Here is a 23,757-nt window from a genome sequence, read left to right as displayed (position 1 = left end):
TATTCCTATATTCCTATATTCCTATATTCCTATATTCCTATATTCCTATATTCCTATATTCCTATATTCCTATATTCCTATATTCAAATTAGCTTAAAACACCCACTGTAAACTTGTTCCGCTTGCTTTTAGCCAATCTGATGCAATTTTATGATCAGGAAAAAATGCCTCTACTCTAGCCCAAAAGTCCTTACTGTGGTTTAAATACTGCAAATGAGCAAGTTCATGCACTATTACATAATCAATCACGGCATGAGGAGCCCCTATTAGGTGTAAATTAAAAGTTAGCTCTCGCCTGCTGTTGCAACTCCCCCAACGGCGTTTATATATGGCAATACTTAACTTTTGAGGCAATTCTTCTTTCATTATTTTGCAATAATAGCTAATACGCATTTCAATATACGCCGCCAACTTCTCTTCTAAATACTGTTTAATCAAACTTTCGTATTTACCATTGTGATTTTTTACTCTAGTAGAGTGTATTACCAACAAAACATTATTGTGTTCTTGAATATCAGATAACGAACTTTCTAAAAAACTTAATTTAACCCAGTCAGAAAATATCTTAATTTTATTATGGATAAGGGGATACTGCTTAATATCGACTGCATTAAGCTGCTTTTTTAATTGTGCTTCAATCCAGGGCTGCTTTTCAAGTAACCAACTATCGATTTGTTTTTGGGCAACATAATGGGGAGCATATACAGTAACAGCTTGATCATGTACCTTTATAGCGACTGTTTTTCTTCGTTTACTTTTTTTTAGCTGGTAATCAAACACTACTTTTTCTCATTAACCTAATTTTAAGTATTCACTACAAATATTTATATGCTAATTTGATGTAACCCCATGTTGGTTATCATCTGTGTCATTCATATAATAGCAAAATATTTTTCTATCAGTTTGCATAAAATAAATATAAAAAATAATAACTTGAAAACTATACGTTAAAAAATTGAAACAAACTCATTTTTTATACCGCTCTAGTTAATTAAGTATTTATTTATATGATGAATATATTAAACTGGCTACCTAAAGACTAATTTTTGAGCCAATATGCTATCTGCATTTTTTATTACAGACCACGACCCTAGCCTAGTAGTTAACGGCGTTTACGACCCTCTTTTAGTATCTATATCTGTTTTAATAGCAATATTCGCTTCTTTTTTTACAACCCGATTGATTGATTTAGCCAAAGAAACAAAATTTCATAATTATGAACGCCTAGCAAAATTTACTGCCGCTGCTATATTTTCAGTCGGTATTTGGAGTATGCACTTTATCGGTATGCTGGCCTTCTCGCTCTGCACAAATATTAAATACGACCCAACAATAACTATATTGTCTTTTCTTCCTGCTTTTTTTGCTTGCCTATTTGCAATTTCTATTTTAATTAACAATAAAGCGAGCTTCAAAATACTTGGTTTATGTTCTGTATTATTAGGCGCAGGCATTGGCACAATGCATTATAGCGGCATGGCCGCTATGGAGTTGGCTCCTTTATTACGCTACGACCCACTTATGTTTGTTTTATCAATATTTGTTGCAATAGCACTTTCTTTTATTGCTCTTTATAGTCGATTTAACTTAGATAAATTTTTCCCTACATTAACGCCTCTACAAAGCCGCACCATAAGCGCAATTATTTTGGGCCTTGCTGTTGCAGGAATGCACTATATGGGCATGGCAGCAACCCGTTTTGTTGCAACTTCGCCACTGCTATTCGATGATATTAACGCATCCGCCGGTCTTACATTTGTCGCAATTGCTGTTGCTACAGCAACGGTTGCTATTACAAGCGTCGTGGCGGTTATTAACGGAATGGTTCGTTATAAAATGTTGCTAGAAGAAAAGTCTGCCGATGAGTCTCGCCTGAATGCCATACTCGAAACAGCCATCGATGCCATAGTAACGATTGATCACAGAGGGCATATTTTAAGTTTTAATGCCTCAGCCACACATATTTTTGGCTGGCAAGAACATGAAGTAAAAAACAAAAATATAAAAATGTTAATGGATGAAAAGCTCGCTAAGCATCACGATGAATACCTCTCTAATGCAAAAGATGTTAACTCAAACAAGGTGCTCGGTGTAAACCGTGAAATTTTTGCAAAACACAAAGAAGGCTATCTTTTTCCTATTAGAATAGGCATTGGTGAAGTTAACCAGCCAGGACAAACTCCATTATATGTTGGCTATATTACTGATTTAACCGAACAACGTGAATTACAACGCAGCCTTGTTGAAAAAGAGCAAAAATACCGTTCTTTAATAAACAATATGCCGGGTGCTGTATTTAGATGTAGGCTAGATGATAATTGGAGTATGTTATTCATAAGCCCAAGTATTTTAGAGTTAACAGGTTATCAATCAGATGAATTTACTGAGCATTGCTTAGAGTTTAACGACCTTATTTTAAAAACTGACCAACAGGCAGTAATAGATGCAGTAACTTCAGCAGTTAAAGAAAAGCGCCAATATTCTATCGAATATAGAATTCGTCATAGAAATGGTAAAGTTTTATGGTTATTAGACCAAGGTAGTTTTTACTTTAATAATAAAGACGAAGCTCAGTGGATAGATGGCGTGTTTGTTGATATCACCGAGCGTAAAGAGTACGAAGAGAAGCTCGAAAAAGCGAAACTCATCGCTGAAGAAGCCGCACAAGCAAAACAGTCGTTTATGGCTAATATGAGCCACGAAATACGCACCCCTATGAACTCTATTATCGGCTTTAGCGACCTGCTCATGGATACACCACTCAATAATGAGCAGCAAAAGCACCTTGTTACCGTTAATAACGCAGCCCGTTCGCTTCTTCGCTTGCTTAACGAGGTACTCGATTCAGCTAAATTAGAACGTGGTAAGTTGACCATTGAGGCAGTTCACTTTAGCCTTAAACCCGTTATAGACAGCATCATTTCAACGTTTTGGTTAGAAGCAAAAAAGAAAGATCTTTTACTTCATCTTATTATTAAAGAATCAGTGCAAAATACCTATTACGGTGATCCTGACAGGTTAAGACAGATTTTAACTAACCTTATTGGCAATGCGATTAAGTTTACAGAGCATGGCTCTGTGACCATTACCGTAAGCACCACACAAAATGGGCATTTATTTTTTGAAGTACAAGACACCGGCATTGGGATTGAAAAGGATAGAGTGAGCGCTATTTTTCAACCTTTTGTCCAAGCTGACGGAACGACTACCCGCCGCTTTGGTGGTACAGGGCTTGGAACAACTATCAGCAAACAACTTGTTGAGCTGATGGGGGGAACTATAAATTTAGTCAGTGAAATAAATAAAGGCACCTGCTTTTATTTTTCGCTTCCTCTTAAAGTGGGTGATGAAGAAAAAATTGACTATTTTGATGGCCTTCATACACAGTTACCTGCCCTAAGAATTTTGGTTGTTGACGACATAGAACAAAATACTGAGCTTCTCTCGTTATTACTTTCCAGGGATCACCATGCGGTTACAAAAGCGAGTAACGGTCTTGAGGCAATTGACACCTTCAAACAACACGATTTTGATGTCATTTTAATGGATATTCACATGCCAGAATGTGACGGTATTGAAGCTTCGATAAAAATACGCGAGATAGAAAAACAACAACAGTTAAAAAATATTCCTATTATTGCTTTAACCGCCAGCGTTTTACAGCAAGATAAACTATTAGCTAAAAAAGCAGGCATGAATGGGTTTGCAAACAAGCCAATTGACATTAATCAATTAAATCAAGAGATTGCACAAGTACTTGGTTTAGGTGTTTCGAAAGAAATCGAAATAGCACAAACAGATCCAAATGCAAAACACATCGATTTTAAAAAAGGATTAGCGTTATGGGGATCGAAGTGTAAACAGCTGACTGAAATCACTAAATTTATTAAAGACAATGACAAACGCTTCGACACACTTATAAACGAGCCTCAGCTAAACACTCAAAATAGCTATAGTTTAATACACACTTTAAAAGGGATTGCTGGAAACCTTGGTCTTATTGCACTAATGAGACTTTTATCCAATCTAGAGCAAGCTATTAAACAAGGCGAGGACGTTGATAATATTTTACAATCAATAAAAGCTGAACTGTCTGTTATTTCACAATTGTTAACGACAAAAGAATGTGATCAAACTGATAAACCTGAAAGTAAAAACAATGTAGTGTCAATTGATGAATTAACACAGCTGTGTGAAGCACTTTATGACTCAGCGCAAAACGCTGAATTAAACGATAATGCATTGACGAACCTGCAAACGTTTTCAGGTGAACCCTTTTCAGATGACATTGCCGCAATAGCTGATGCATTTGATGAATTTGATTTTGAAAATGCGATTCTCAAATTAGACACATTGATAAACAAACTAAACGATATATGAGTATATAAATGATTTTTGCTACACACAGGCCTCGGGTTTTAATTGTTGATGATGAACCTGCAAACCTTAAGGTTATGCGAGAAATACTGGGCAATCAGTACCGACTGTCCTTTGCAAAATCAGGAGAAGCAGCCTTAACGTTGCTTGAAAAAGAATTACCTAAACTCATTTTACTCGACATAATGATGCCAGATATGAATGGGTTTGAAGTATGTGAACACGTTAAACGTAATCCAAAAACAGCACACATCCCCATTATTTTTGTCACAGCACTTGGTGACGAGAGCGATGAGTATAAAGGGTTTGAATTAGGCGCGGTCGACTACATAACCAAGCCAATAAGCCCTGCTATTGTAAGAGCGCGTGTTAAAACACACCTTTCTTTGGTACAAGCAGAGCAATTAAAGCAAGCACATATAGATTTAGTTCAGCGCTTAGGGCGTGCCGCAGAGTATAAAGATACCGATACCGGTGAGCACATAGTTCGTATGAGCCAGTACAGTAAAGTTCTTGCGTTAGGCATTGGCATGTCAGAAAATCAAGCAGAGCTTCTACATCAGGCAGCCCCTATGCATGATGTTGGAAAAATAGGCATTCCCGATGCGATTTTATTAAAGCCTGGAAGGTTATCAGAGCAAGAATTTGAACACATGAAAGAGCATGCTTTAATTGGCGCAAAAATTTTAGCTAATTCATCTTCTCCATTGCTTCAACTCGCGCACACATTAGCAATAGAGCATCACGAAAAATGGGATGGAACAGGTTACCCTTTCGGTTTACAAGGCGATGAAATTTCAATCGAAGGAAGAATTGTTGCTGTTGCAGATGTATTTGATGCACTCACATCTAAGCGTCCATATAAAGACGCGTGGAGTGTAGAAAAAGCAATTGCTCATATGAAAGACCAAGCAGGTAGCCACTTTGACCCAGCTATTATTGATTTATTAGTTAATAAACTAGACGAAATACTCAATATCAAGCAAAGCAATCAAGAGCGTTAACTCTTTTTAGCACTGTGCGAGCCCTGCTCAACAGATGGGTAAAACATCTTGATATGTTCATATTCATGAGATGTTATTTCATGGCTATTACCGCTTTCATCTTTAAAGTATATTGAGAACGTAACACCGTGGTCGGCTAATACTGTTTTTATGTCCATTGATTTGAAGTGCGCGAGCCACGCTATAAATTGTTCTCCAGTAGCACCAAACGCAATTCCTTTGCTGCGAACTTGACCTTCAAACAATGCTAAGCGTGTTGTGGTATTTTGGTCTTGGAGTGTTAAAGGCCCTTTGCCTGTCTCGTCCCAAAACGCAAGCTCCTCAACTACTTTAAAGCCAAGTACTTTTTCATACCAAGTCACTGCATTCGAAAGGTTATTTACGTTTATGTGGCAGTGATCAATCCCCGATAGTAAAGGCATTGTTTTGTTGCTCATATTACTCACCAATCTCTGACTTTAACTGCTCTAAAAACGCATCCATATAGTGAGTGCGTCTTTGCGCTTCAGCTTTAGCTGATGGCGTGTTCATACTCTTAGCAATATTTAAAAGTTTTATAAAAAAATGATCTAAAGTAAATTTTTTATCGTCAGGCTCTCTAGTTGTACAAAAAGGATCGTCAGGGCTGTAAAGTAAACGCCCTATAGAGCCCCCTACTTTCATGCAACGGCTAACACCAATGGCACCAAGAGCATCCATTCTATCTGCATCTTGTACTATTTGCGCCTCAAGCGTTTTAATTTTAATGTTAGCACTAAAGCTATGTGCCGCTATTGCATGATGAATTTCTTCAAACAAGTTTGCGTCATAACCTAACCCTTTTAAAAACCCAATCGCTTTATCGGCTGCCATAGTCGATGCTTTGGATCTGTCAGGGTGATTTTTAGCCACTGCGACACAGTCGTGTAACCATGCTGCAGGCAAAACAATCGCCATATTGGCATTTTCAGCTTCACAAAGTTGTATTGCCACTCTAACCACACGTTCTATATGGGTAATATCATGAGCAACATCAGCATGTTTAAGCGATGTAATAAAGTCACGACATTGCCCAGAGAGTATTTGTAATGCGGGAGATAACGTGGTTTCTGCCAAGGTAGTTTCCAAAAATTTATTAACATATTGAATTAGTCATACTTTACCGCGCTTTATAGGCTTCATGCAAAACATTCATTGTATGTTGCCCCTGCCTTGACTAAAATACAGCGCTTATTTAATACAACCGAGAAGCCTTATGTCATCTGCCGTTTATCTCCAAGCTGGTCGCGATAAATCATTAAAAAGAAAACACCCATGGTTATTTTCTAAAGCCATTAAAAAGATCAAAGGTAAACCGGGACTGGGCGATACGGTAACTATTCACGACAGTGAAGGTAAATATTTAGCAACAGCAGCCTATAGCCCGCATTCTCAGATTCGAGCGCGTGTTTGGAGCTTTGACGAAAAAGAAATTATAGATCAACACTTTTTTGAGAGACGCTTACGCCGAGCACTTGAAGCTCGTAGCCAAGTAATTGAAGAAGGCGGATTAACTGGTTACAGATTATGTGCCGCAGAGTCTGATTACTTACCGGGTGTTACAATCGATAAGTTTGATAATGTACTTGTATGCCAACTACTAAGCGCAGGAGCAGAGCGCCACAAAGGCGAAATTGTAGGCGCGCTGATGGCTATATTTCCGGGCAGCAGTATTTATGAGCGTTCAGACGTAGACGTGCGTACAAAAGAAGGGTTAGAGCCAATTAAAGGGATACTCTGGGGCTCAGAGCCAACGCAGCCAGTGCTCATTGAGGAAAATGGTTTAAAGCTTGAGGTAGATATTTTAGAAGGTCATAAAACCGGATTTTACCTAGATCAACGCGATAGCCGTGCAGCACTTGAGCGTTTTTCAAAAGATAAAACTGTTCTTAACTGCTTTAGCTACACAGGGACATTCTCACTTTATGCGCTGCGTGGTGGCTGTACACATGTTACCAACGTTGACGTATCGCAACCGGCACTCGATACCGCAAAACGTAATGTTGAGCATAATAATTTAGATTTAAATAAAGTCGATTTTGTTAAGCAAGATGTTTTTAAACTTTTACGCCAGTACAGAGACGAAGGTAAACAGTTCGACACCATTGTTATGGACCCGCCTAAATTTGCCGACAACAAGGCACAGCTAACAGGTGCATGCAGGGGCTATAAAGATATCAATATGATAGCTATGCAAATATTAAAGCCAGGCGGCACACTATTAACATTCTCTTGCTCGGGCTTAATGGAACAAAACTTATTTCAGAAAGTAGTTGCAGACGCAGCACTAGACGCGGGTAAAGACTTGTTAATAATGGAACGTTTAAACCAAGCAGCTGACCACCCAATTGCGGGCAGCTACCCTGAAGGCTTTTACTTAAAAGGGCTTATCTGTAAAGTTTATTAATTAACATTTAATTGGTTAATTAAACTCTATTATCTCAAGCCCTGCCGTAATCGTGCCATCATCTTCTTTGCTGGCACGTATTACCTTAGCGGTCGCTTTTAAAGGGGCAATACTTGGATGAGTTGATGCAATATCAACAGACAAAAGTGTATTTGGTTCTAATAAATCATCTAAATGCAATGACAATCCCGTTGCACTTAAGTCTACGCATTCAGCAGTGTAAGTTAAGCCTGCAACCGGCTCAATAGTTGTAAGCATTGCAGTAGCGTTTACCTGCATGCGTCTATAGTTTCGTTTATCTTCTGTGAACATAATTCCCTCTAAACTATTGTGTTTATTTGCTCTAACAGTGCACTTATGGCAAACGGTTTGACTACATAAGCATCACAACCGGCGTCAAACCCTGTTTTCTTCTCAAGCTCAGACTCAAGGCCTGACACCATAACCACAGGAATGTTTTTAGTTTCTGGCGTATGTTTTAGCATTCTGCATGTATCATAGCCATCAAGGCCTGGCATACATACATCGAGTAAAATAATGTCAGGAGGATTGGCAATTGCAGACGCAAGACAGTTCTGACCAGAGTCAGCATAACTAACGTCAAATTTAGACTCTAGTGCAGGTTTAAGCATTTCGTAATTAAAATACTCATCATCTACAACTAATAATCGTTTTGTTTTAGGTTCAATCACCGAGGACATGCTTATGTCGTTTCCTTCTCAAAACAAAAATAAATCCTACCTTTAAGGTACTAACCTTCTTGATAAATGCAAGCATTATTCAACTTCTTTTATAGCATTTAAAATTCGTTTAGACGAAATAGGGTAAGGCGTTCCTAGCGTTTGTGCAAATAATGAAACTCTTAGCTCTTGTTGCATCCAAAATATAGCTTCTATCTCGCTGGGTATTGGCATACCTTTGGGTATTTTATTAGTCAGCTTTTTATACTCAGCTGCCACTTTATCAAGCTCAAGTACACACACTCTGTCTCTGTTTGGGTCAACAGGGAGCTTTTCTAATCGCTTTTGAATCGCTTTCAAATAACGAATTAAATCAGTCAGCTTAGTCGCACCATGTTGACTAACAAACCCTTTAAAAATTAACGACTCAAGCTGAGACTTAATATCGCCATGCGCAGTGATCATGGTCAAATCAACCCGCCCTTTCATTTTTTTATGTAGCGCATGCGCAATGCTAAGAACTTGTTCAACGTGAATAGCTATATCGACTACAGCGTCACCTAGCTCGCCACGTATTTCTTCTTTTACACTTTCAAACTCACTGCTCGTTCTAATATCGCCATATTTGAGTAATAAGCTATCAACACCCGCGGCAATACAATCATTAATTAAATCGGCTATTTTTCCAAAAGGATTAAAGTACAATCCCAACTTAGCCTTATTAGGCAGATTTTGCTGTAAATATTTAATAGGTGAAGGCACATTTAATAATACCAATCGGCGAAGGCCTTGCTGATGTGCAATCTGTGCCTTTATTTCGTTATCAAATAGCTCAACCGCAGCACTTGATTTTTTATCCACCAGCGCTGGATACGCTTTTATTTCGTACTGGCCTTGCTTTTTAACGTAAGACTTAGGCAGTTCACCAAAGTTCCATTGTGTTAAGTCTGCTTTTTCTATACCGTCATCCGCAACTTTAGAAAGTGTTTCGGTTACCTCTCCTTGAAGCTCTGCTTTGAGCTTCGCAAGGTCTAGACCGCGAGCAAGTAGTTTATTGTGCTCATCGCGTACTTCAAAATGTAAGCGTAAATGAGAAGCAAGTGATGTTAAATCCCACGCTTCAGGATCAACGCGTACACCGGTCATTCTCAACAAACGTGTGGTAAGTGCGTCAAGCAACGTGCCTTGCATCGGCTCTACCGCCGCAATAACAGCATCTGCATAATTAGGAGCGGGCACAAAGTTACGTCGAAGTGATTTTGGTAGCGATTTAATCAAGCCACTAACAAGTTCGTGCCTAAACGCAGGGATATGCCAATCAAAGCCGGTTTCTTGCACTTGATTTAATAAGGCAACGGGTATTTGCACCGCAACACCATCAACCGCTTGACCTGGATCAAAGTGATACGTAAGCGGTAATATTAAATTATCTTGCTGCCATGTATCTGGGTAATCAAACTCTGTAATACTGTTTGCACCATGGCGCATTAACTCATCGCGAGTCATATGTAGATAGTGTTTATTTTGTTGTTTTTGAGTTTTATACCACTTTAAAAAAGCGGCTCGATTATTAATTTCTTTTGGTATTTTTTTATCGTAAAACTCAAATAAGGTTTGTTCATCAACTAAAATATCACGTCGGCGCGACTTATTTTCAAGAACTTGTATATCTTCGATTAGCTCACGGTTAAACTGTAAAAAACGCTCGTTCAAACCAAGCTCTTGTTCAACCAGTGCGGTGCGTACAAACAGCTCACGACTAACTTTAGGGTCTATATTGCTATACACACAGCGGCGCTTATTAACAACTAACAACCCATATAAAGTTTGTTGCTCAAAGGCAATAACAGCCCCAGGTTTTTTCTCCCAGTGGGGCTCAGAGTAGCTGCGTTTTACCAAATGTTGGGCTAAAGGTTCAACCCAACTGATATCGATTTTTGCATTAGTGCGCGCATACAATTTACTCGTTTCAACAAGCTCTGCTGACATAATCCATTTAGGCGCTTTTTTAAATAAACCTGACCCCGGAAAAATATGAAACTGACTATTACGCGCACCTTTGTAAGCTTGTTTTTCGTCCTTAAAACCAATATGGCTAAGCATACCGCTTAGTAAGGCTTTGTGTACGGCTTCACTATCAGCAACATCACTTGTTGCCTTCATGCCCATTTCGTTACACACAGTACTTATTTGATATACGATATCTTGCCATTCACGCAGGCGCATATAGGCTAGAAAGTCTTTTTGGCATAATTTTCTAAACTGACTGTTTGTCAGCTGGCTTTGTTGCTCTTCTAAGTAATTCCACAAATTTAAAAAGGCAATAAAGTCTGAATCAGGATCATCAAAGCGGCCGTGTTTTTCATTCGCTGCTGCGCGTTTTTCCTGAGGTCGTTCACGTGGGTCTTGAATAGATAAAGCAGCCACAATGATAATAACTTCACGAAGTGCACCTAACTTATGCGCTGTTGACACCATTTTAGCCAAACGCGGATCAACGGGTAATCGGCTCAGCTCCCGACCTGATTGCGTTAACGCAGTTCTATTATCTCGTTTAGACGACTTTACTGCTTGTAACTCCTCAAGCAGAGTCAAACCATCATTAATATTTCTGCTATCTGGCGCTTGCACAAATGGAAATTGCGCCATGTCACCCAAGCCCAAAGCAAGCATTTGTAAAATAACAGAGGCTAAGTTTGTACGTAGAATTTCCGGGTCAGTAAACTCGGGGCGAGATAAAAAGTCATCCTCAGAATACAGGCGAATACAAATACCCGCTTCAACACGCCCACAACGGCCCATACGCTGATTAGCGCTTGCTTGTGAAATAGGCTCAATTGGTAAACGCTGTACTTTTGTACGGTAGCTGTAGCGACTTATGCGCGCAGTACCTGGGTCTATAACATAGCGAATACCCGGTACGGTCAATGACGTTTCAGCCACGTTGGTCGATAAAATAATATGGCGGCGCGAATGCGGCGCAAATATTCGATTTTGCTCTGCATTTGATAAACGCGAATACAATGGGAGCACATCAGTGTGTTTTAAATTTCGCTTACTCAACGCGTCGGCAGTGTCACGAATTTCACGTTCACCATTTAAAAATATAAGTATGTCGCCAGGGCCTTCTGCGCACAGCTCGTCAACGGCATCAAAAATACCTTGTAACTGGTCACCTTCAGCTTCCATACCCTCTTTTTTAATATCGCTAATTGGGTTGTAACGAACATCAACAGGGAAAGTACGACCTGATACCTCAATAATTGGTGCATCGTTAAAATGCTTAGAAAAACGCTCAGGATCAATCGTTGCTGAGGTAATTATAACTTTTAAGTCTGGACGCTTAGGCAGTAAGTTTTTTAAGTACCCTAAAATAAAGTCAATGTTTAGGCTACGCTCGTGGGCTTCATCAATAATTATGGTGTCGTATTGATTTAAAAAGCGATCTTGCTGAATTTCGGCCAGTAAAATACCGTCTGTCATCAGTTTGATGTATGTGCTGTTAGAAACCTGATCGCTAAAGCGGATTTTAAATCCCACTTGTTGGCCAAGTTCACACTTCATCTCATCAGCAATACGGTTTGCAACGGTGCGTGCGGCTAACCTACGTGGTTGTGTATGGCCAATAAACCCATCAACTCCACGGCCAAGCTCTAGACACATTTTAGGTATTTGCGTCGTTTTCCCCGAGCCCGTTTCACCGGCAATAATAACAACTTGGTTATTTGCTATTGCGTCTTTAATGGCTTGTTTTTTTTGACTTACAGGCAGCTGCTCAGGGTATGTTACCTGTGGCAAGTTAGCTAATCGTTTTTCTTTTGATTGTTGGCTGCGGGTTATATCTGCGGCTATTTTTTCAAGCGCATTGGCTTGTTTAGTTTCGTCGGCTATTTTTTTAACACCATGAAGGCGTTTTTTGAATATGAATTGATCTTTTTTTAAGCACGTTTTTAGCTCGCCAAACAACTGACCTAGGTTAACCACCCGCATACCTTATAAAATATGTAAAAGAGCCATAATTGTATCAAAGTTAACGGCTCGGGTTAATCCTACAAATCATTAAACACTCAGTTGTTTGACATTTAATCACATGCATCAGGCTATATTCCTATTCGCCTTTAAAAATGCCTACATAAGTTGCTTGCGTATTCGATTTACTCGCGCGATACATACCCGACGTATTAAACGGTAAACTAATATTGCCCTGCGTGTCGATAATAATAACACCGCCTGTACCACCTATTGGCTTTAATACCTTGTTTATTACTTCATCACCGGCTTGAGAGATTGTACTGCCTTTGTATTTAACACGAGCGCAAATATCGCTTGCCACATTGTAGCGAATAAAATATTCACCATGGCCGGTTGCCGATACCGCACATGACTCATTCTCAGCAAACGTACCAGCACCTATAACAGGAGCATCTCCAACACGGCCGTAGCGCTTTGCCGTCATTCCACCGGTTGATGTGCCTGCAGCTAAATTACCATTTTTATCAAGAGCAACAGCGCCAACAGTGCCCATTTTAAAGTTATTAGGGAGCGCATTGTGTGCAGCCTGATATGACTTAGTTGTTGCTTTGGCTTTATCGAGCTTATCTTTTGCTTTAAGCAGAGCATCGTAACGATGTTTAGTATCAAAAATATTATTTTCGATAAGTTCAATACCTTGCTCTTTTGCAAATTCCTCAGCACCTTGTCCACTGAGCATAACGTGCACTGAGTTATCCATAACTAAACGAGCAAGTTTAATTGGGCTCTCTACATGTTTTACACCTGCAACAGCCCCAGCTTGGCGGTTACGCCCGTCCATAATTGATGCGTCGAGTTCATGCCCACCGTCGTATGTATATACTGCACCGCGCCCTGCATTAAAAAACTCAGACTGTTCTAATACTGTAATTGCAGCAGTCACCGCATCTAAGCTTTCCCCGCCTTTTTCAAGTACGCTGTAACCTGCTTCAACAGCTTCGGATAATTTAGCACGGTAGGCTTTTTCTTGCTCAGGTGAAAATTTTGCTTTATCTATTGTTCCTGCTCCACCATGAATGGCAATGGCAAGCGGAGATTCTTCACTTAGTACACTGTGACTAAACCCTATGCTCGTACTGGCTAAAATAGATAATAAGATTATTTTTTTCATGACTGGCCCTTATCAAAAAAGTATTAAAACCAATGTGAACGGTTAAAACGTAAATTTCAACTAAAGTAAGTTTAAAGGCATAAAAAAAGCGCCTTGAGGCGCTTTTTATAGTTAACGTGTTTAAATTAAGCTTGTTTGGCTTTTAAACGCGCTAAACGTGCTACTTGGTGAGTAGACGTTAAGAAAGAGTAAATTGGTGCTAAATAGCCGCGCTTACGAAGCTCTAAGAAGTCTGCATCGCTTAGCTCATTTAGTTTTTTCTCGTCGATAAGGTAAATACCGTTGATGTCTTTTTTCTCGCCCTTGATGTCTACTGTTAACGTTTGTGCTATCAGTAGCTCTTTGTCAGCAAGGAATTTAGTGAACGCATCTGTTACTTGAGAAAATTCAATGAAAGACACTAGCGACTCTTTGCGACGTTTTAGGTAATCTGTTTCTTCACCGTTTTCAAACAACGCATTACCGTCTGTTTCGCTTACAAGTGGGCTTGCTTCATCAATAACAATACCAAATTGGTCTTGGTCTGGGTGTTTAACTAAACCTAGTGGGTAACGTGTAGACGCCATTGGTGCAAAAGAAGCTGTCCATTTGTCGCCTTCAACAAATAAGTTTTCGCCTGGCTCTAGGCCAAACATTGCAACTGCTTGGAAAGTACCTGCTTCGTTATTTTTAACAAACGACATAGGAAACTCATTTGCTACACGCGCAAACTCATGTGCTACTACAGGCACTAAATGTTGAGTTTTCATAAATTCTACATTGATGCCGTTTTGAATTTTAATGTTGGCATGTTTTTCATTGTGTAAAGGCTGTACTTGTTGCTCCGCCATGTTACTGCTCCGTTTTTAATTTTATAAGTTTCATTGTTAATGCACTAAGGCTAATGCTTTTGAGGCGAAAAAGGAAGGGAAAGTTTTATGACATAAGCCATCTAAAAATAAAATTTAAATAAATCTGCACGTTGCCAAAAAACATACACGTAATAATTTTAAAATACGCTTAAAAATAAAGCGTTACGCGGCTATTTAGCATACAAGACTAAGCAACCCATTTACAATAGTTAACAGATTTTCACCTATAAACTTACTCATATTGGAGAATATTTAAACAAACAAAAAGGCAGCTAATTTAGCTGCCTTTATAAAATTGAGTGAGTACTGCAAATTTGATTAAATTATGGAGCCCAATAAACTTCAATATTTATATCAGGATGGTTTAGCACAGCACGCAGAGGCATATCGTTAACATCGCCCCCTGCCTTAGCTTGCTTATAAACAGCGAGTTTTTCTTCACCGCTAATAAGTAGTTTTACCACTTTAGAATTTGCTATTGCATGCAAGGTAAGCGTCATACGCTCGGTAATACTCCCCGTCACGTCGCTTTGTATTGCGTTAATCGCACAAACCGTTTGAGTGGTGGTTAAACCATTTTCTAATCCATCTGCGTGTGGAAACAAAGACGCAGTGTGCCCATCAGGCCCCATACCTAAAATAGTTACATCATAAGGCGCTTTCAGTGCACTATACGCGGCTTCACATTTTTCAGCACCTTGTTGTGCAGTAGAAGCATCGTTTTTCATTGTTATAAAGTTGGCTGCATTGCCAAAATTTTGCAACAACGTACATTTAATAAAAGCTTCATTACTTTTCTCGTGATTTGGCTCAACCCAGCGCTCATCAACCATGGCTACATCAACGTTCTGCCAATCTAAATCAAGGGTTGATAAATGCTTGTATGCTGCAGCGGGTGATGACCCGCCTGATACCATTAGTACCGCGCGGCCATCATCTTTAATACCATCTATTAATGATTGCTCTAAGGTTGCCGATAACTCTTTTGTTAGTGCATCTTTGTCATCAAAAAATTTTTCAACTAAAGTCGCCATAATTATGCCTTATCACCTGTGTTAAACCACAAGTGGTTGTTTTCTGCTAATAACTCATCGGCATCATCAGGCCCCCACGTACCGGCGCGGTAAAGTGCAGGCTTACCTTTTTCTTGCCAACGCTCAACAATCGGGTCAATCCATTTCCATGCTTGACGAACCTCATCACGGTGAATAAACAATGATGGGTTATTTGCAGCCGCATCAAGCATTAAACGTTTATATGCATCAGAATGGAAACCGTTACTGTAAGCTTGTGATAACTCAATGTTCATCGTTACCGGCTCTAATTGCATTTCAAGGTTATCCAAACGTTTTGACATAAGCGTTAGCTGAATCGTTTCTTCAGGCTGAAGACGAATAACTAAGCGGTTTGGTTCAATGTTGCCAACATTTTCTTCATAAATATTGTGCGATACTTTTTTGTACTCAACCACTATTTCAGCACAACGTTTTGCCATGCGTTTACCTGTACGAAGGTAAAATGGTACGCCAGCCCAGCGCCAATTATCAATGTGTGCACGAATAGCAACAAAGGTTTCTGTTTTACTAGCGCCTTCATTTAGCTCTTCTAGGTAGCCAGGAACTATTTTTCCGTTTAAATCGCCCGGTACATATTGGCCGCGTACTATGTTGCTATCAACATCTGAATCAAAAAGTGGACGAAGCGCTTCGAGTACTTTTAGTTTTTCGTTACGAATACTATTAGCATTAAGCTTATTAGGTGCTTCCATTGCAACAAGGCACAAAAGCTGTAATAAGTGATTTTGAACCATATCACGAAGTGCACCGGCTTTGTCGTAAAACCCAGCTCTGCTCTCAAGGCCTACGGTTTCAGAAAGACTAATTTGAATATTATCAATCGATTTAGCATCCCACATGTTTTCAAACAATGAATTTGAAAAACGCAGTGCCATTAGGTTTTGTACTGTTTCTTTACCTAAGTAATGGTCTATACGGAAAATTTGGTCTTCTTCAAAAAATTCAGCAATTTTAGCGTTTATTGCTTCTGCAGATTCACCACAGTAACCAATTGGTTTTTCTACTACTACACGCGATGTTGGCGTAATCAAATCTTTTGTAGAAAGAATTTCACAACACTTGCCATAAACGGCTGGTGGTAAAGATAAGTAAAACACGCGAGATTTAGTGCTATCGTGCTCATCTAAGATCTCTTTAAGTACATCCCAGTTATCGTCAGCTTCGGTAACATTACTCACCACTGGCACTAAGTAAGTAGAAAATGCTTTCCAATCTTTGGCGTTAAATTCACCTTTACTTAAAAACTCTTGCAGTGCTTTGTGCGCTGTTTCAATGTATTCGGCACGTTTGCTTTCTTCACGAACTGTTGGCAGGATGCGTGAGCCTTCAGGTAAGTTCCCTTCTTGATATGCTCTGTACATTGCAGGTAGTAATTTGCGTAACGCAAGATCACCACCGCCCCCAAAAATTATGATATCAAAAGGATTAAGCATAGTTACTCTCTACGTTGTGATACCCCGTCCTAAATAAGTTCGCGGGTATGCCTGTTTATAACTTGGATTATGATAGCTTTTATAATGTGTTAAAAAGCCTGCTGAATTGTTCTTGATTGATGATGTATTATTATTTTTTTATCATCTACGCTTTATTAAATGAGCCTTAGGATTCTGTATCTCCTCTCACAAAAATACAGACCCTAAGCACTCCAGCGCTACCCGTTCAAAGGTACTCGGTTTACCTACTTTTAAGTAGGTTAAATTGTTACTGCGTACGGTGTTGCTTATAGTACGCCATCAGTCCACTTGTAGAGCTATCGTGATCGTGATTTACACTATCATCTGTCAGCTCACTTTCAATTTTAGATGCCAAGCCTTTACCCAGCTCAACACCCCATTGATCAAATGAACAAATGTCTAAAATTATGCCTTGGCAAAAGATTTTATGTTCGTATAACGCAATTAAACGCCCTACCGTTTTAGCATCAACAGTGTCTAGCAACATTGATGTTGTTGGACGGTTTCCTTGATGAATTTTGTGATTTAGTAGTTCATCAATCTGCGCCTGCGATTTACCTTTAGCTGTTAAGTCGGCTGTAACTTGTTCTGCATCAACGCCACTCATCATTGCTTCTGTTTGAGCAAAAAAGTTTGATAATAAAATGTCATGATGCTTATCAACATTAATTTGTGGTTTAACAGAGGCAATAAAATCTGCTGGCACAATCACGTTGCCTTGGTGCAGGCATTGATAAAACGCATGCTGACCATTAATACCAGTCATACCCCAAATGATTGGTACCGTGGTGTACGGTACTACTTTGCCTGCAAAGTTAACATGCTTACCGTTACTTTCCATTTCACCTTGTTGTAAATACGCAGGTAACATGTGAAGAGATTGGTCGTAAGGTAAAATTGCTTGCGACGTATACCCTAAAAAGCTGGTATTCCAAACACTTAACAAAGCCATTATTAAAGGAATATTCTGCTCAAGCGGCGAATTTTTAAAGTGTTCATCAACTTCAAAAGCACCTGTTAGTATTTCTTCAAATGCGTCATAACCTAAATACAGCGCAATTGGTAAGCCTATCGCACTCCATAATGAAAAGCGACCACCTACCCAATCCCACATAGTGAATACGTTTTCATCAGCAATACCAAAGGCAGCTGTTTTTTCTAAATTTGTACTTACTGCAACAAAATGTTTAGCAATTGTGCTTTCATCTTTTGTTGTTTTTAAAAACCAATCTACCGCTGTTTTAGCGTTCGTCATGGTTTCTGATGTAGTAAATGTTTTTGACGAGATAACAAATAATGTTGTTTCGGGATCAATATTTTTAAGTACAGAAGCAATTTGTACACCATCGGCATTTGACACGTAGTGCACATTTAACGTGTTATCTGCGAGTGCTTTTAACGCCTCAGTTGCCATTTGAGGACCTAGATTTGACCCGCCTACTCCAATGCTAACAACGTCTTTCACCGCTTTGCCCGTATAACCAAGCCATTGGCCGCTTCGCACTTTTTCAACAAATACTTTAATTTTGGCAAGTTCATTATCAACCGCTTGCGTTACATTTTCTCCATCAACAATTAATGGAGTATGTGCACGATTACGTAATGCAGTATGTAGTACAGAGCGTTCTTCGGTGATGTTGATTTTCTCACCGCTAAACATTTTATCTCGCCAAGAGGCAATATCGCACTCTTTAGCAAGCGACACTAAATTAGCAAAAACATCGTTATCAATTAATTGTTTAGAGTAGTCGAATAATACACCTGGGATCTGAGTTGAAAACTTAGAAAAGCGGGTACCGTCTTGTGCAAATAACGTTTTAAGATGTGTTTGTTTCATCTTAGCAGCACTTTGTTCAAGGGCTTGCCAACTTGCTAATTGCGTTCGGTTCGACATTTAAATATCCTCTAAAAATTTTAACCGGTTGATTTATAGTTTCTTTTTATAATGTAAAAGTCTTTAATCCGCGCTAAACACACTAAAATAAAACGCTGATAGTATAGTTAAAAACGTAAAAAAAGCGCTGCTTTTACTATTTTATACGCAGATGATAACGCAATTTTTGTCTTTTGACACCGGTATCATAAATATTTTGCAAATTATTTTACCCGCAATTTCAAAGGCACCCACAAAGCTTAATCGATTAAGTTGCTATGTTCGTGAATTTTACTAAACGTTCAGTACTTTTTTAATAGTTATGACATTTATGTGAATAAATAAAAATCGGCTACCACAGCCGATTTAATTTGAATCCTATTAGTGTCGTATAATTAGAGGCTCAATGCCAAACCACCCTCTAAGTTATACACTGTTTGATACCCTAGTTGCGTTAGGTTAGCAGCCGCAAGCTTTGATCGGTTACCGCTACGACACAACAATATATATTTACCGCTCTTACTAAGCTGACCTTCCATCAATGCGTGAGCCATTCTACTAAGCGGTATATTAAGTGTTTTTATTTCTTTGGTGCGAAACAATTGCGATACATTATTGGCACCATGCTCGTATGGCTCTCTGGTATCAATCAAATACGCATCGTTTTTAGTAAGCATTGCCTTTGCACTATCAAAACTTAATTGCTGAATAGATGATTCGGGCAACGCGGTGACATAACCACACAATTGTGACCTCGATTTTTCTTTAGCCTGATCATCAAGCTGTTTTTTAATAACAAATTCATCAAGACTCATTTGGCCGTTTATTAATCCGTTTAATAAAGGTGTTTGTTGTTGCTCTGCCTCCCAGGTCATCGCAAAACATTGTAAATAATCATGTCCTGAACAAATCACACTTGTTTCATCTAGCTGCTCAGCAAGCGCTAGAATAGAATGAGCCATGGCCTTTGCATTGCCACCAGCTAAAGACGTGTTCCCCAAACCTGCGGGTAATATTAGGTCACCACAAAAGCAATAATTAATGTGATTATCTTCATTTTTTAGAACATAACTTACGCTATCTTCACTGTGCCCTGGTGTGGCTATTTTTTCTAATCGTTGGTTATTGAGGTCAATATACGCTGCATGTATTGGCCACCCCAGTTTATCTATTTCAATGTCATCGCATCGACTCGCTAATACATTGCGTAATAAAGTAACGCCGCAATGGCGCTCTTGGTGAGCATGCGTATTAAGCACTGCCTTAATAGTGAGGTTTTGTGTATTGGCTATTTTTTCTAAACGCGGTATGAGCTCTACAATAGGATCTATAATAATTGCCTGTTTATTCTCACTTACATATAACCAACAACAAGCTCCTTGGTGCCTAAACTGCGTTAAACCAATCGCGCACACATCTTGGTGAGGTGTTGCGCTATCAGATACGATTAAACAGTTAGCCTGCAAAATGGCTTTTAATGCACGTATAGATTCACACGCATTTGCTATTTCTTCGGCTGTAGCTGCGGGACCAAACGATAGCCTAATTGCATTTTCACTCTGCCATTGGTTAACGCCCATAGCATCAAGCACAAAGCTTGTTGAAGAACCCGTGCTACATGCAGACCCTCCACTGACACGAATACCAGCAGCATCAAATAAATCAATCACTTCTTTGCTTGTTAGTTCATTTACCGCAAAGTTGAGCGTTGTTGGTACCGAATGCTCAAAACTATGATTAAACGTAACCTCACCAAAAGTATCTTCAATCGCGCATTTTATTTGCACGCGGTAGCTATTGAGCACATCGATTGGTTTAAACGTGGTATCTGACCTGTCTAGCAGTAAGCTAAATAGTTTATTTAACCCGGCAATACCGGGTAAGTTCTCGGTACCCGAACGCATCCCGCTCTCTTGCCCACCCCCTGCTATAAACGGTGTATAGGCACTGCCAGCTCGTATATATAAAAAACCGATGCCTTTGGGTGCATAAAGTTTATGGCCCGAAAAGGGAGCGTAATCTATTGTGGTCGCGCTTAGATTAAGTTGCTTTTTGCCCAATGCCTGAACACAATCGACCATCCACGACACGTCAGGGTTTAAAAAACGAATCGTTTGTTCAATAGCATCTAAATCTTGATACACACCGGTTTCATTGTTTACCGCCATTGTGCATATCATAAGCGCATTAGGAATGTGTTCTGCAATGAAAGTAAGGTCTAGAATACCCTTACTATCTACCGGAATTGCTAAAATTTTGGCATTAATACCCAATACATCATTCCAATGTTTTAAGGTATTAGGTACCGCTTTGTGCTCAGTAGCACCATACAATAGCACTGGATTATCTATTTTATGAGTTTTAGCATTAATGAGTGTGGATACGACAGCGGTTTGAATGCCTTCAGTCGCGCCAGAGGTAAACAAAATATTTCCCTCTTTTGCGCCTATCACTGTTCGTGCGTTTTCACGGGTTTGCTCTAACAAATGCTTAGCTTGAATACCTGTAATGTGTGGGCTTGATGGATTACCAAAGCAAATTTGCATTGTATGAGAGACCACCTGAGCAATGCATGGCAACACCGGCGTTGTTGCATTTGCATCGAGGTAAATTTGCTCAGAGCTAAATAAAGAGTCAGACATCTAAAAACGCACCTTATTACTAAAAGATATATCTTATTACCAATATTACATAACTTTAGACGTATTGAGTAATAATCAATTAGTACTGACGGTGCGTTTTCTATGCCTTTTTGAACTAACCTTCTGTCAGTTTATTATTTAGCTCTTCTTGCGTTGAAGACCAAGCGGTAATCAATGCCTTAACAAGCGAAGCCAAAGGAATGGCAAAAAATACCCCCCAAAAGCCCCAAAGACCACCAAAAAACAAAACTGCGACAATTATAAATACAGGATTTAAATCAACCGCTTCTGAAAATAACAATGGCACGAGAACGTTGCCATCAAGGGCCTGTATAATCCCGTAAATAATCAAAATAGTCCAAAACTGAGTTTCTAATCCAAATTGAAATAACGCCACAGCAGCGACCGGAATAGTCACCAGCGCAGCACCCACAAACGGAATTAACACAGAAAAACCAACTAACACACCTAACAAGGCTGCGTAGCGCAAATCTAAAAATGTAAACGCAATAAACGAAACGCCGCCTACAATTAAAATTTCAAACACTTTTCCGCGAATGTAATTCATAATTTGTTGGTTCATTTCATTCCATACTTGCAAAATTAAACGACGCTGTTGTGGAATTAATTTAGCCACACTGCCCGTTAACTCGAGCTTATCTTTAAGCATAAAAAACACGAGCAACGGCACAAGTACTAAGTAAATTAACCACGCCACTAAATCTTTTAACGACGTTAATGAAAATGATAAAACCACTTGGCCAAACTCAATAACTTTAGCCTCGACAGTAGCAACAATACCCTGTACTTGGTCGGCATTTATTAAACTTGGGTATTGCTCGGGTAAGGCAACTAAATACGACTTACCTTGCTCTAACATATGAGGGGTTTCTTGCACTAAGTTACTGGTTTGTTTCCACAGAACAGGACCAATCACTAAAATTAAAGTAAGCATAATGCCTGTAAATATAAGCATTACGATCACGGTTGCAGTAAATCGGCGTAAGCCAAGGCGCTCTAAATGTACAACAGGCCAATCAAGTAAATACGCAATAACTAATGCTACTAAAACCGGGACAATTAACGAGCCAAAAAAGTACAGTAAGGCAACAGAAACGAGTAGTAAAAATAATAGGGTGACCGAATGAGGATCAGAGAATTTTCTTTCGTACCATGTTTTTATATATTCAAACACGTAATGGCTCCACTAATAATAAACCTTGTTGCTTATCTAAGTTGTAACTGTAAGCATATTTTTTTAAAAACCGCTCAATATCATCCACGCTCTCATCACTAGCAATTGTAAATGTGATGGCTTGCTGTTTGGATAATGCTTCACGTAGCCCTAATTTAAACTGAATAAACTGCTGAGGGCATCTATAACTTCGTAAATCTTGGTGTAACATACTCGCTTTACCGATTTATTAAAATGGATAATAAGTCGTATTGATGTGCATCGGTAGCCTATAAAATATCAACAAATGTAACTTTTTCTTAAAACAATGCCTGCAATGGTTTATTCTGTAATACATAGTTAGTAGTAAGGACAGGTTAAGGACAGATTAATGTCTCGCACACATAATAAAGCGCATTTACCAAGTAATCCAACACTCAAAGAGATTAATTGGTATAAAAAGCAAATAAATTGGGGGGAGCTTCCTCCTTTTTATCATTTAGTTGCCTCTTCAGTTAGCGAGTCTGAAGGTGTTTTAGAGCATGGATTTGATAACGCCGTAAAACAACTTATCGACAGACGTAACTGGAATCTAGACATACTCGACGGCTTTGAGGACGATTTAGGTGAGATCCATACCAAACATAAACCTCGCATTGCATTACACCAGGTATTTACAGACAGGGGCTTTGAATTGTGGGCACTGCCTTATGCAAAAGATATTATTGTTGACCAATACATAAAAGATAACCGCTTTATGGAGTTTAGAGTGTGGGATCCGCATTCAATGAAAGTACTTTTTAGGTTAAATCAATTACATAAATTTATTGGCTCTTACTTTGAGCGCGGTGATAAAGCCGATAAAGCCCTCATTTTGCACTCACACAAAGTGGTTCATAAAATTATTACTTTTTTGCAGCGAGAGTTGAACGTAATAAAGATAGATGGAGTCTCAATAAAAGAACTCTACCAATTGTGCGAAAAAGACATCCGTGCAAGCAGTGACGAAATAGACATAGCCAAAATTGCCATTGGCGAGCCAATAAACAAGGAATAAG

Annotated in this window: 18 protein-coding genes; 4 read left to right on the top strand and 14 right to left on the bottom strand. The window is 39.1% G+C overall.

The genetic code is table 11. The annotated features are described in order from the left end of the window. Window positions 1-93 precede the first annotated feature (93 nt). Complete coding sequence (locus tag R0J88_RS16325) at window positions 94-780, bottom strand: M48 family metallopeptidase (RefSeq protein WP_410900458.1); 687 nt, start codon at window positions 778-780, stop codon at window positions 94-96. Window positions 781-1,056: 276 nt separating this feature from the next. Between R0J88_RS16325 and R0J88_RS16320 the strand changes: the two genes are divergently transcribed. After that, window positions 1,057-4,380, top strand: a complete 3,324-nt coding sequence (locus R0J88_RS16320) for an MHYT domain-containing protein (protein ID WP_410900457.1) — start codon at window positions 1,057-1,059, stop codon at window positions 4,378-4,380. 8 nt (window positions 4,381-4,388) lie between these two features. Further along, window positions 4,389-5,381 (top strand): two-component system response regulator, encoded by a 993-nt coding sequence (locus R0J88_RS16315; protein ID WP_410900456.1) that lies wholly within the window; start codon window positions 4,389-4,391, stop codon window positions 5,379-5,381. On the opposite strand, the gene R0J88_RS16310 is transcribed toward R0J88_RS16315, so the two are convergent. Both R0J88_RS16310 and R0J88_RS16305 read right to left on the bottom strand, forming a co-directional pair. After that, window positions 5,378-5,818, bottom strand: a complete 441-nt coding sequence (locus tag R0J88_RS16310; RefSeq protein WP_410900455.1) for a VOC family protein — start codon at window positions 5,816-5,818, stop codon at window positions 5,378-5,380. The two genes, R0J88_RS16315 and R0J88_RS16310, sit on opposite strands and share 4 nt — an antisense overlap. Window position 5,819: 1 nt before the next feature. After that, window positions 5,820-6,509: an HD domain-containing protein gene (locus R0J88_RS16305; RefSeq protein WP_410900459.1), complete on the bottom strand. Its 690-nt coding sequence runs from the start codon at window positions 6,507-6,509 to the stop codon at window positions 5,820-5,822. Window positions 6,510-6,615: 106 nt separating this feature from the next. Here R0J88_RS16305 and R0J88_RS16300 point away from each other — a divergent pair, with 106 nt between their 5' ends. Beyond that, entirely contained in the window at window positions 6,616-7,806 is a 1,191-nt protein-coding gene (locus R0J88_RS16300) for a class I SAM-dependent methyltransferase (protein ID WP_010557560.1), read from the top strand. A gap of 15 nt (window positions 7,807-7,821) precedes the next feature. Here R0J88_RS16300 and R0J88_RS16295 read toward each other — a convergent pair whose 3' ends face one another. From R0J88_RS16295 to R0J88_RS16245, 11 genes are all read right to left on the bottom strand, one after another. Beyond that, window positions 7,822-8,118 carry a PilZ domain-containing protein gene (locus R0J88_RS16295; RefSeq protein ID WP_006792347.1) on the bottom strand — a complete coding sequence of 99 codons (297 nt, stop codon included), beginning with the start codon at window positions 8,116-8,118 and terminating at the stop codon, window positions 7,822-7,824. 8 nt (window positions 8,119-8,126) lie between these two features. Continuing rightward, the gene (locus R0J88_RS16290; RefSeq protein ID WP_008129771.1) at window positions 8,127-8,507 is read right to left on the bottom strand and encodes a response regulator transcription factor; all 381 of its coding nucleotides are present in this window, start codon (window positions 8,505-8,507) and stop codon (window positions 8,127-8,129) included. 75 nt (window positions 8,508-8,582) lie between these two features. Then, a complete protein-coding gene (gene hrpA, locus R0J88_RS16285; protein WP_410900454.1) occupies window positions 8,583-12,470 on the bottom strand; it encodes an ATP-dependent RNA helicase HrpA in 3,888 nt (1,295 codons plus the stop codon). 124 nt (window positions 12,471-12,594) lie between these two features. Next, window positions 12,595-13,629, bottom strand: coding sequence for an isoaspartyl peptidase/L-asparaginase family protein (locus R0J88_RS16280; protein WP_410900453.1), 1,035 nt, complete (start codon window positions 13,627-13,629; stop codon window positions 12,595-12,597). A gap of 125 nt (window positions 13,630-13,754) precedes the next feature. After that, complete coding sequence (locus R0J88_RS16275) at window positions 13,755-14,459, bottom strand: SapC family protein (RefSeq protein WP_410900452.1); 705 nt, start codon at window positions 14,457-14,459, stop codon at window positions 13,755-13,757. Window positions 14,460-14,803: 344 nt separating this feature from the next. After that, the gene (pgl, locus tag R0J88_RS16270; protein WP_410900451.1) at window positions 14,804-15,514 is read right to left on the bottom strand and encodes a 6-phosphogluconolactonase; all 711 of its coding nucleotides are present in this window, start codon (window positions 15,512-15,514) and stop codon (window positions 14,804-14,806) included. A gap of 2 nt (window positions 15,515-15,516) precedes the next feature. Then, window positions 15,517-16,989, bottom strand: coding sequence for a glucose-6-phosphate dehydrogenase (zwf, locus tag R0J88_RS16265; RefSeq protein ID WP_276755012.1), 1,473 nt, complete (start codon window positions 16,987-16,989; stop codon window positions 15,517-15,519). A 268-nt stretch (window positions 16,990-17,257) separates the two neighbouring features. Further along, window positions 17,258-18,904 (bottom strand): glucose-6-phosphate isomerase, encoded by a 1,647-nt coding sequence (gene pgi, locus R0J88_RS16260; RefSeq protein WP_410900450.1) that lies wholly within the window; start codon window positions 18,902-18,904, stop codon window positions 17,258-17,260. 374 nt (window positions 18,905-19,278) lie between these two features. Further along, the gene (locus R0J88_RS16255; protein WP_410900449.1) at window positions 19,279-21,525 is read right to left on the bottom strand and encodes an aminotransferase class V-fold PLP-dependent enzyme; all 2,247 of its coding nucleotides are present in this window, start codon (window positions 21,523-21,525) and stop codon (window positions 19,279-19,281) included. A 115-nt stretch (window positions 21,526-21,640) separates the two neighbouring features. Continuing rightward, complete coding sequence (locus tag R0J88_RS16250; protein ID WP_058428673.1) at window positions 21,641-22,720, bottom strand: AI-2E family transporter; 1,080 nt, start codon at window positions 22,718-22,720, stop codon at window positions 21,641-21,643. Next, a complete protein-coding gene (locus R0J88_RS16245; protein ID WP_410900448.1) occupies window positions 22,713-22,931 on the bottom strand; it encodes a hypothetical protein in 219 nt (72 codons plus the stop codon). Before R0J88_RS16245 ends, R0J88_RS16250 begins: the two co-directional genes overlap by 8 nt. 159 nt (window positions 22,932-23,090) lie before the next feature. Here R0J88_RS16245 and R0J88_RS16240 point away from each other — a divergent pair, with 159 nt between their 5' ends. Next, window positions 23,091-23,756 carry a hypothetical protein gene (locus R0J88_RS16240; RefSeq protein WP_008129788.1) on the top strand — a complete coding sequence of 222 codons (666 nt, stop codon included), beginning with the start codon at window positions 23,091-23,093 and terminating at the stop codon, window positions 23,754-23,756. The last annotated feature ends 1 nt before the right edge of the window (window position 23,757 follow it).

The sequence above is a fragment of the Pseudoalteromonas sp. SIMBA_162 genome, assembly GCF_046535955.1.
In the GTDB taxonomy this organism is placed as follows: Bacteria; Pseudomonadota; Gammaproteobacteria; order Enterobacterales; family Alteromonadaceae; genus Pseudoalteromonas; species Pseudoalteromonas marina.
This window is presented reverse-complemented; position numbering and strand designations above follow the sequence as displayed.

What these genes read in the sequence shown, in the direction of transcription:
- R0J88_RS16320 (WP_410900457.1), top strand. Translation starts at nt 1,057, where the DNA reads ATGCTATCTGCATTTTTTATTACAGACCACGACCCTAGCCTAGTAGTT.
- R0J88_RS16315 (WP_410900456.1), top strand. Translation starts at nt 4,389, where the DNA reads ATGATTTTTGCTACACACAGGCCTCGGGTTTTAATTGTTGATGATGAA.
- R0J88_RS16310 (WP_410900455.1), bottom strand. Translation starts at nt 5,818, where the DNA reads ATGAGCAACAAAACAATGCCTTTACTATCGGGGATTGATCACTGCCAC.
- R0J88_RS16300 (WP_010557560.1), top strand. Translation starts at nt 6,616, where the DNA reads ATGTCATCTGCCGTTTATCTCCAAGCTGGTCGCGATAAATCATTAAAA.
- R0J88_RS16295 (WP_006792347.1), bottom strand. Translation starts at nt 8,118, where the DNA reads ATGTTCACAGAAGATAAACGAAACTATAGACGCATGCAGGTAAACGCT.
- R0J88_RS16290 (WP_008129771.1), bottom strand. Translation starts at nt 8,507, where the DNA reads ATGTCCTCGGTGATTGAACCTAAAACAAAACGATTATTAGTTGTAGAT.
- R0J88_RS16280 (WP_410900453.1), bottom strand. Translation starts at nt 13,629, where the DNA reads ATGAAAAAAATAATCTTATTATCTATTTTAGCCAGTACGAGCATAGGG.
- R0J88_RS16275 (WP_410900452.1), bottom strand. Translation starts at nt 14,459, where the DNA reads ATGGCGGAGCAACAAGTACAGCCTTTACACAATGAAAAACATGCCAAC.
- pgl (WP_410900451.1), bottom strand. Translation starts at nt 15,514, where the DNA reads ATGGCGACTTTAGTTGAAAAATTTTTTGATGACAAAGATGCACTAACA.
- zwf (WP_276755012.1), bottom strand. Translation starts at nt 16,989, where the DNA reads ATGCTTAATCCTTTTGATATCATAATTTTTGGGGGCGGTGGTGATCTT.
- pgi (WP_410900450.1), bottom strand. Translation starts at nt 18,904, where the DNA reads ATGTCGAACCGAACGCAATTAGCAAGTTGGCAAGCCCTTGAACAAAGT.
- R0J88_RS16255 (WP_410900449.1), bottom strand. Translation starts at nt 21,525, where the DNA reads ATGTCTGACTCTTTATTTAGCTCTGAGCAAATTTACCTCGATGCAAAT.
- R0J88_RS16245 (WP_410900448.1), bottom strand. Translation starts at nt 22,931, where the DNA reads ATGTTACACCAAGATTTACGAAGTTATAGATGCCCTCAGCAGTTTATT.
- R0J88_RS16240 (WP_008129788.1), top strand. Translation starts at nt 23,091, where the DNA reads ATGTCTCGCACACATAATAAAGCGCATTTACCAAGTAATCCAACACTC.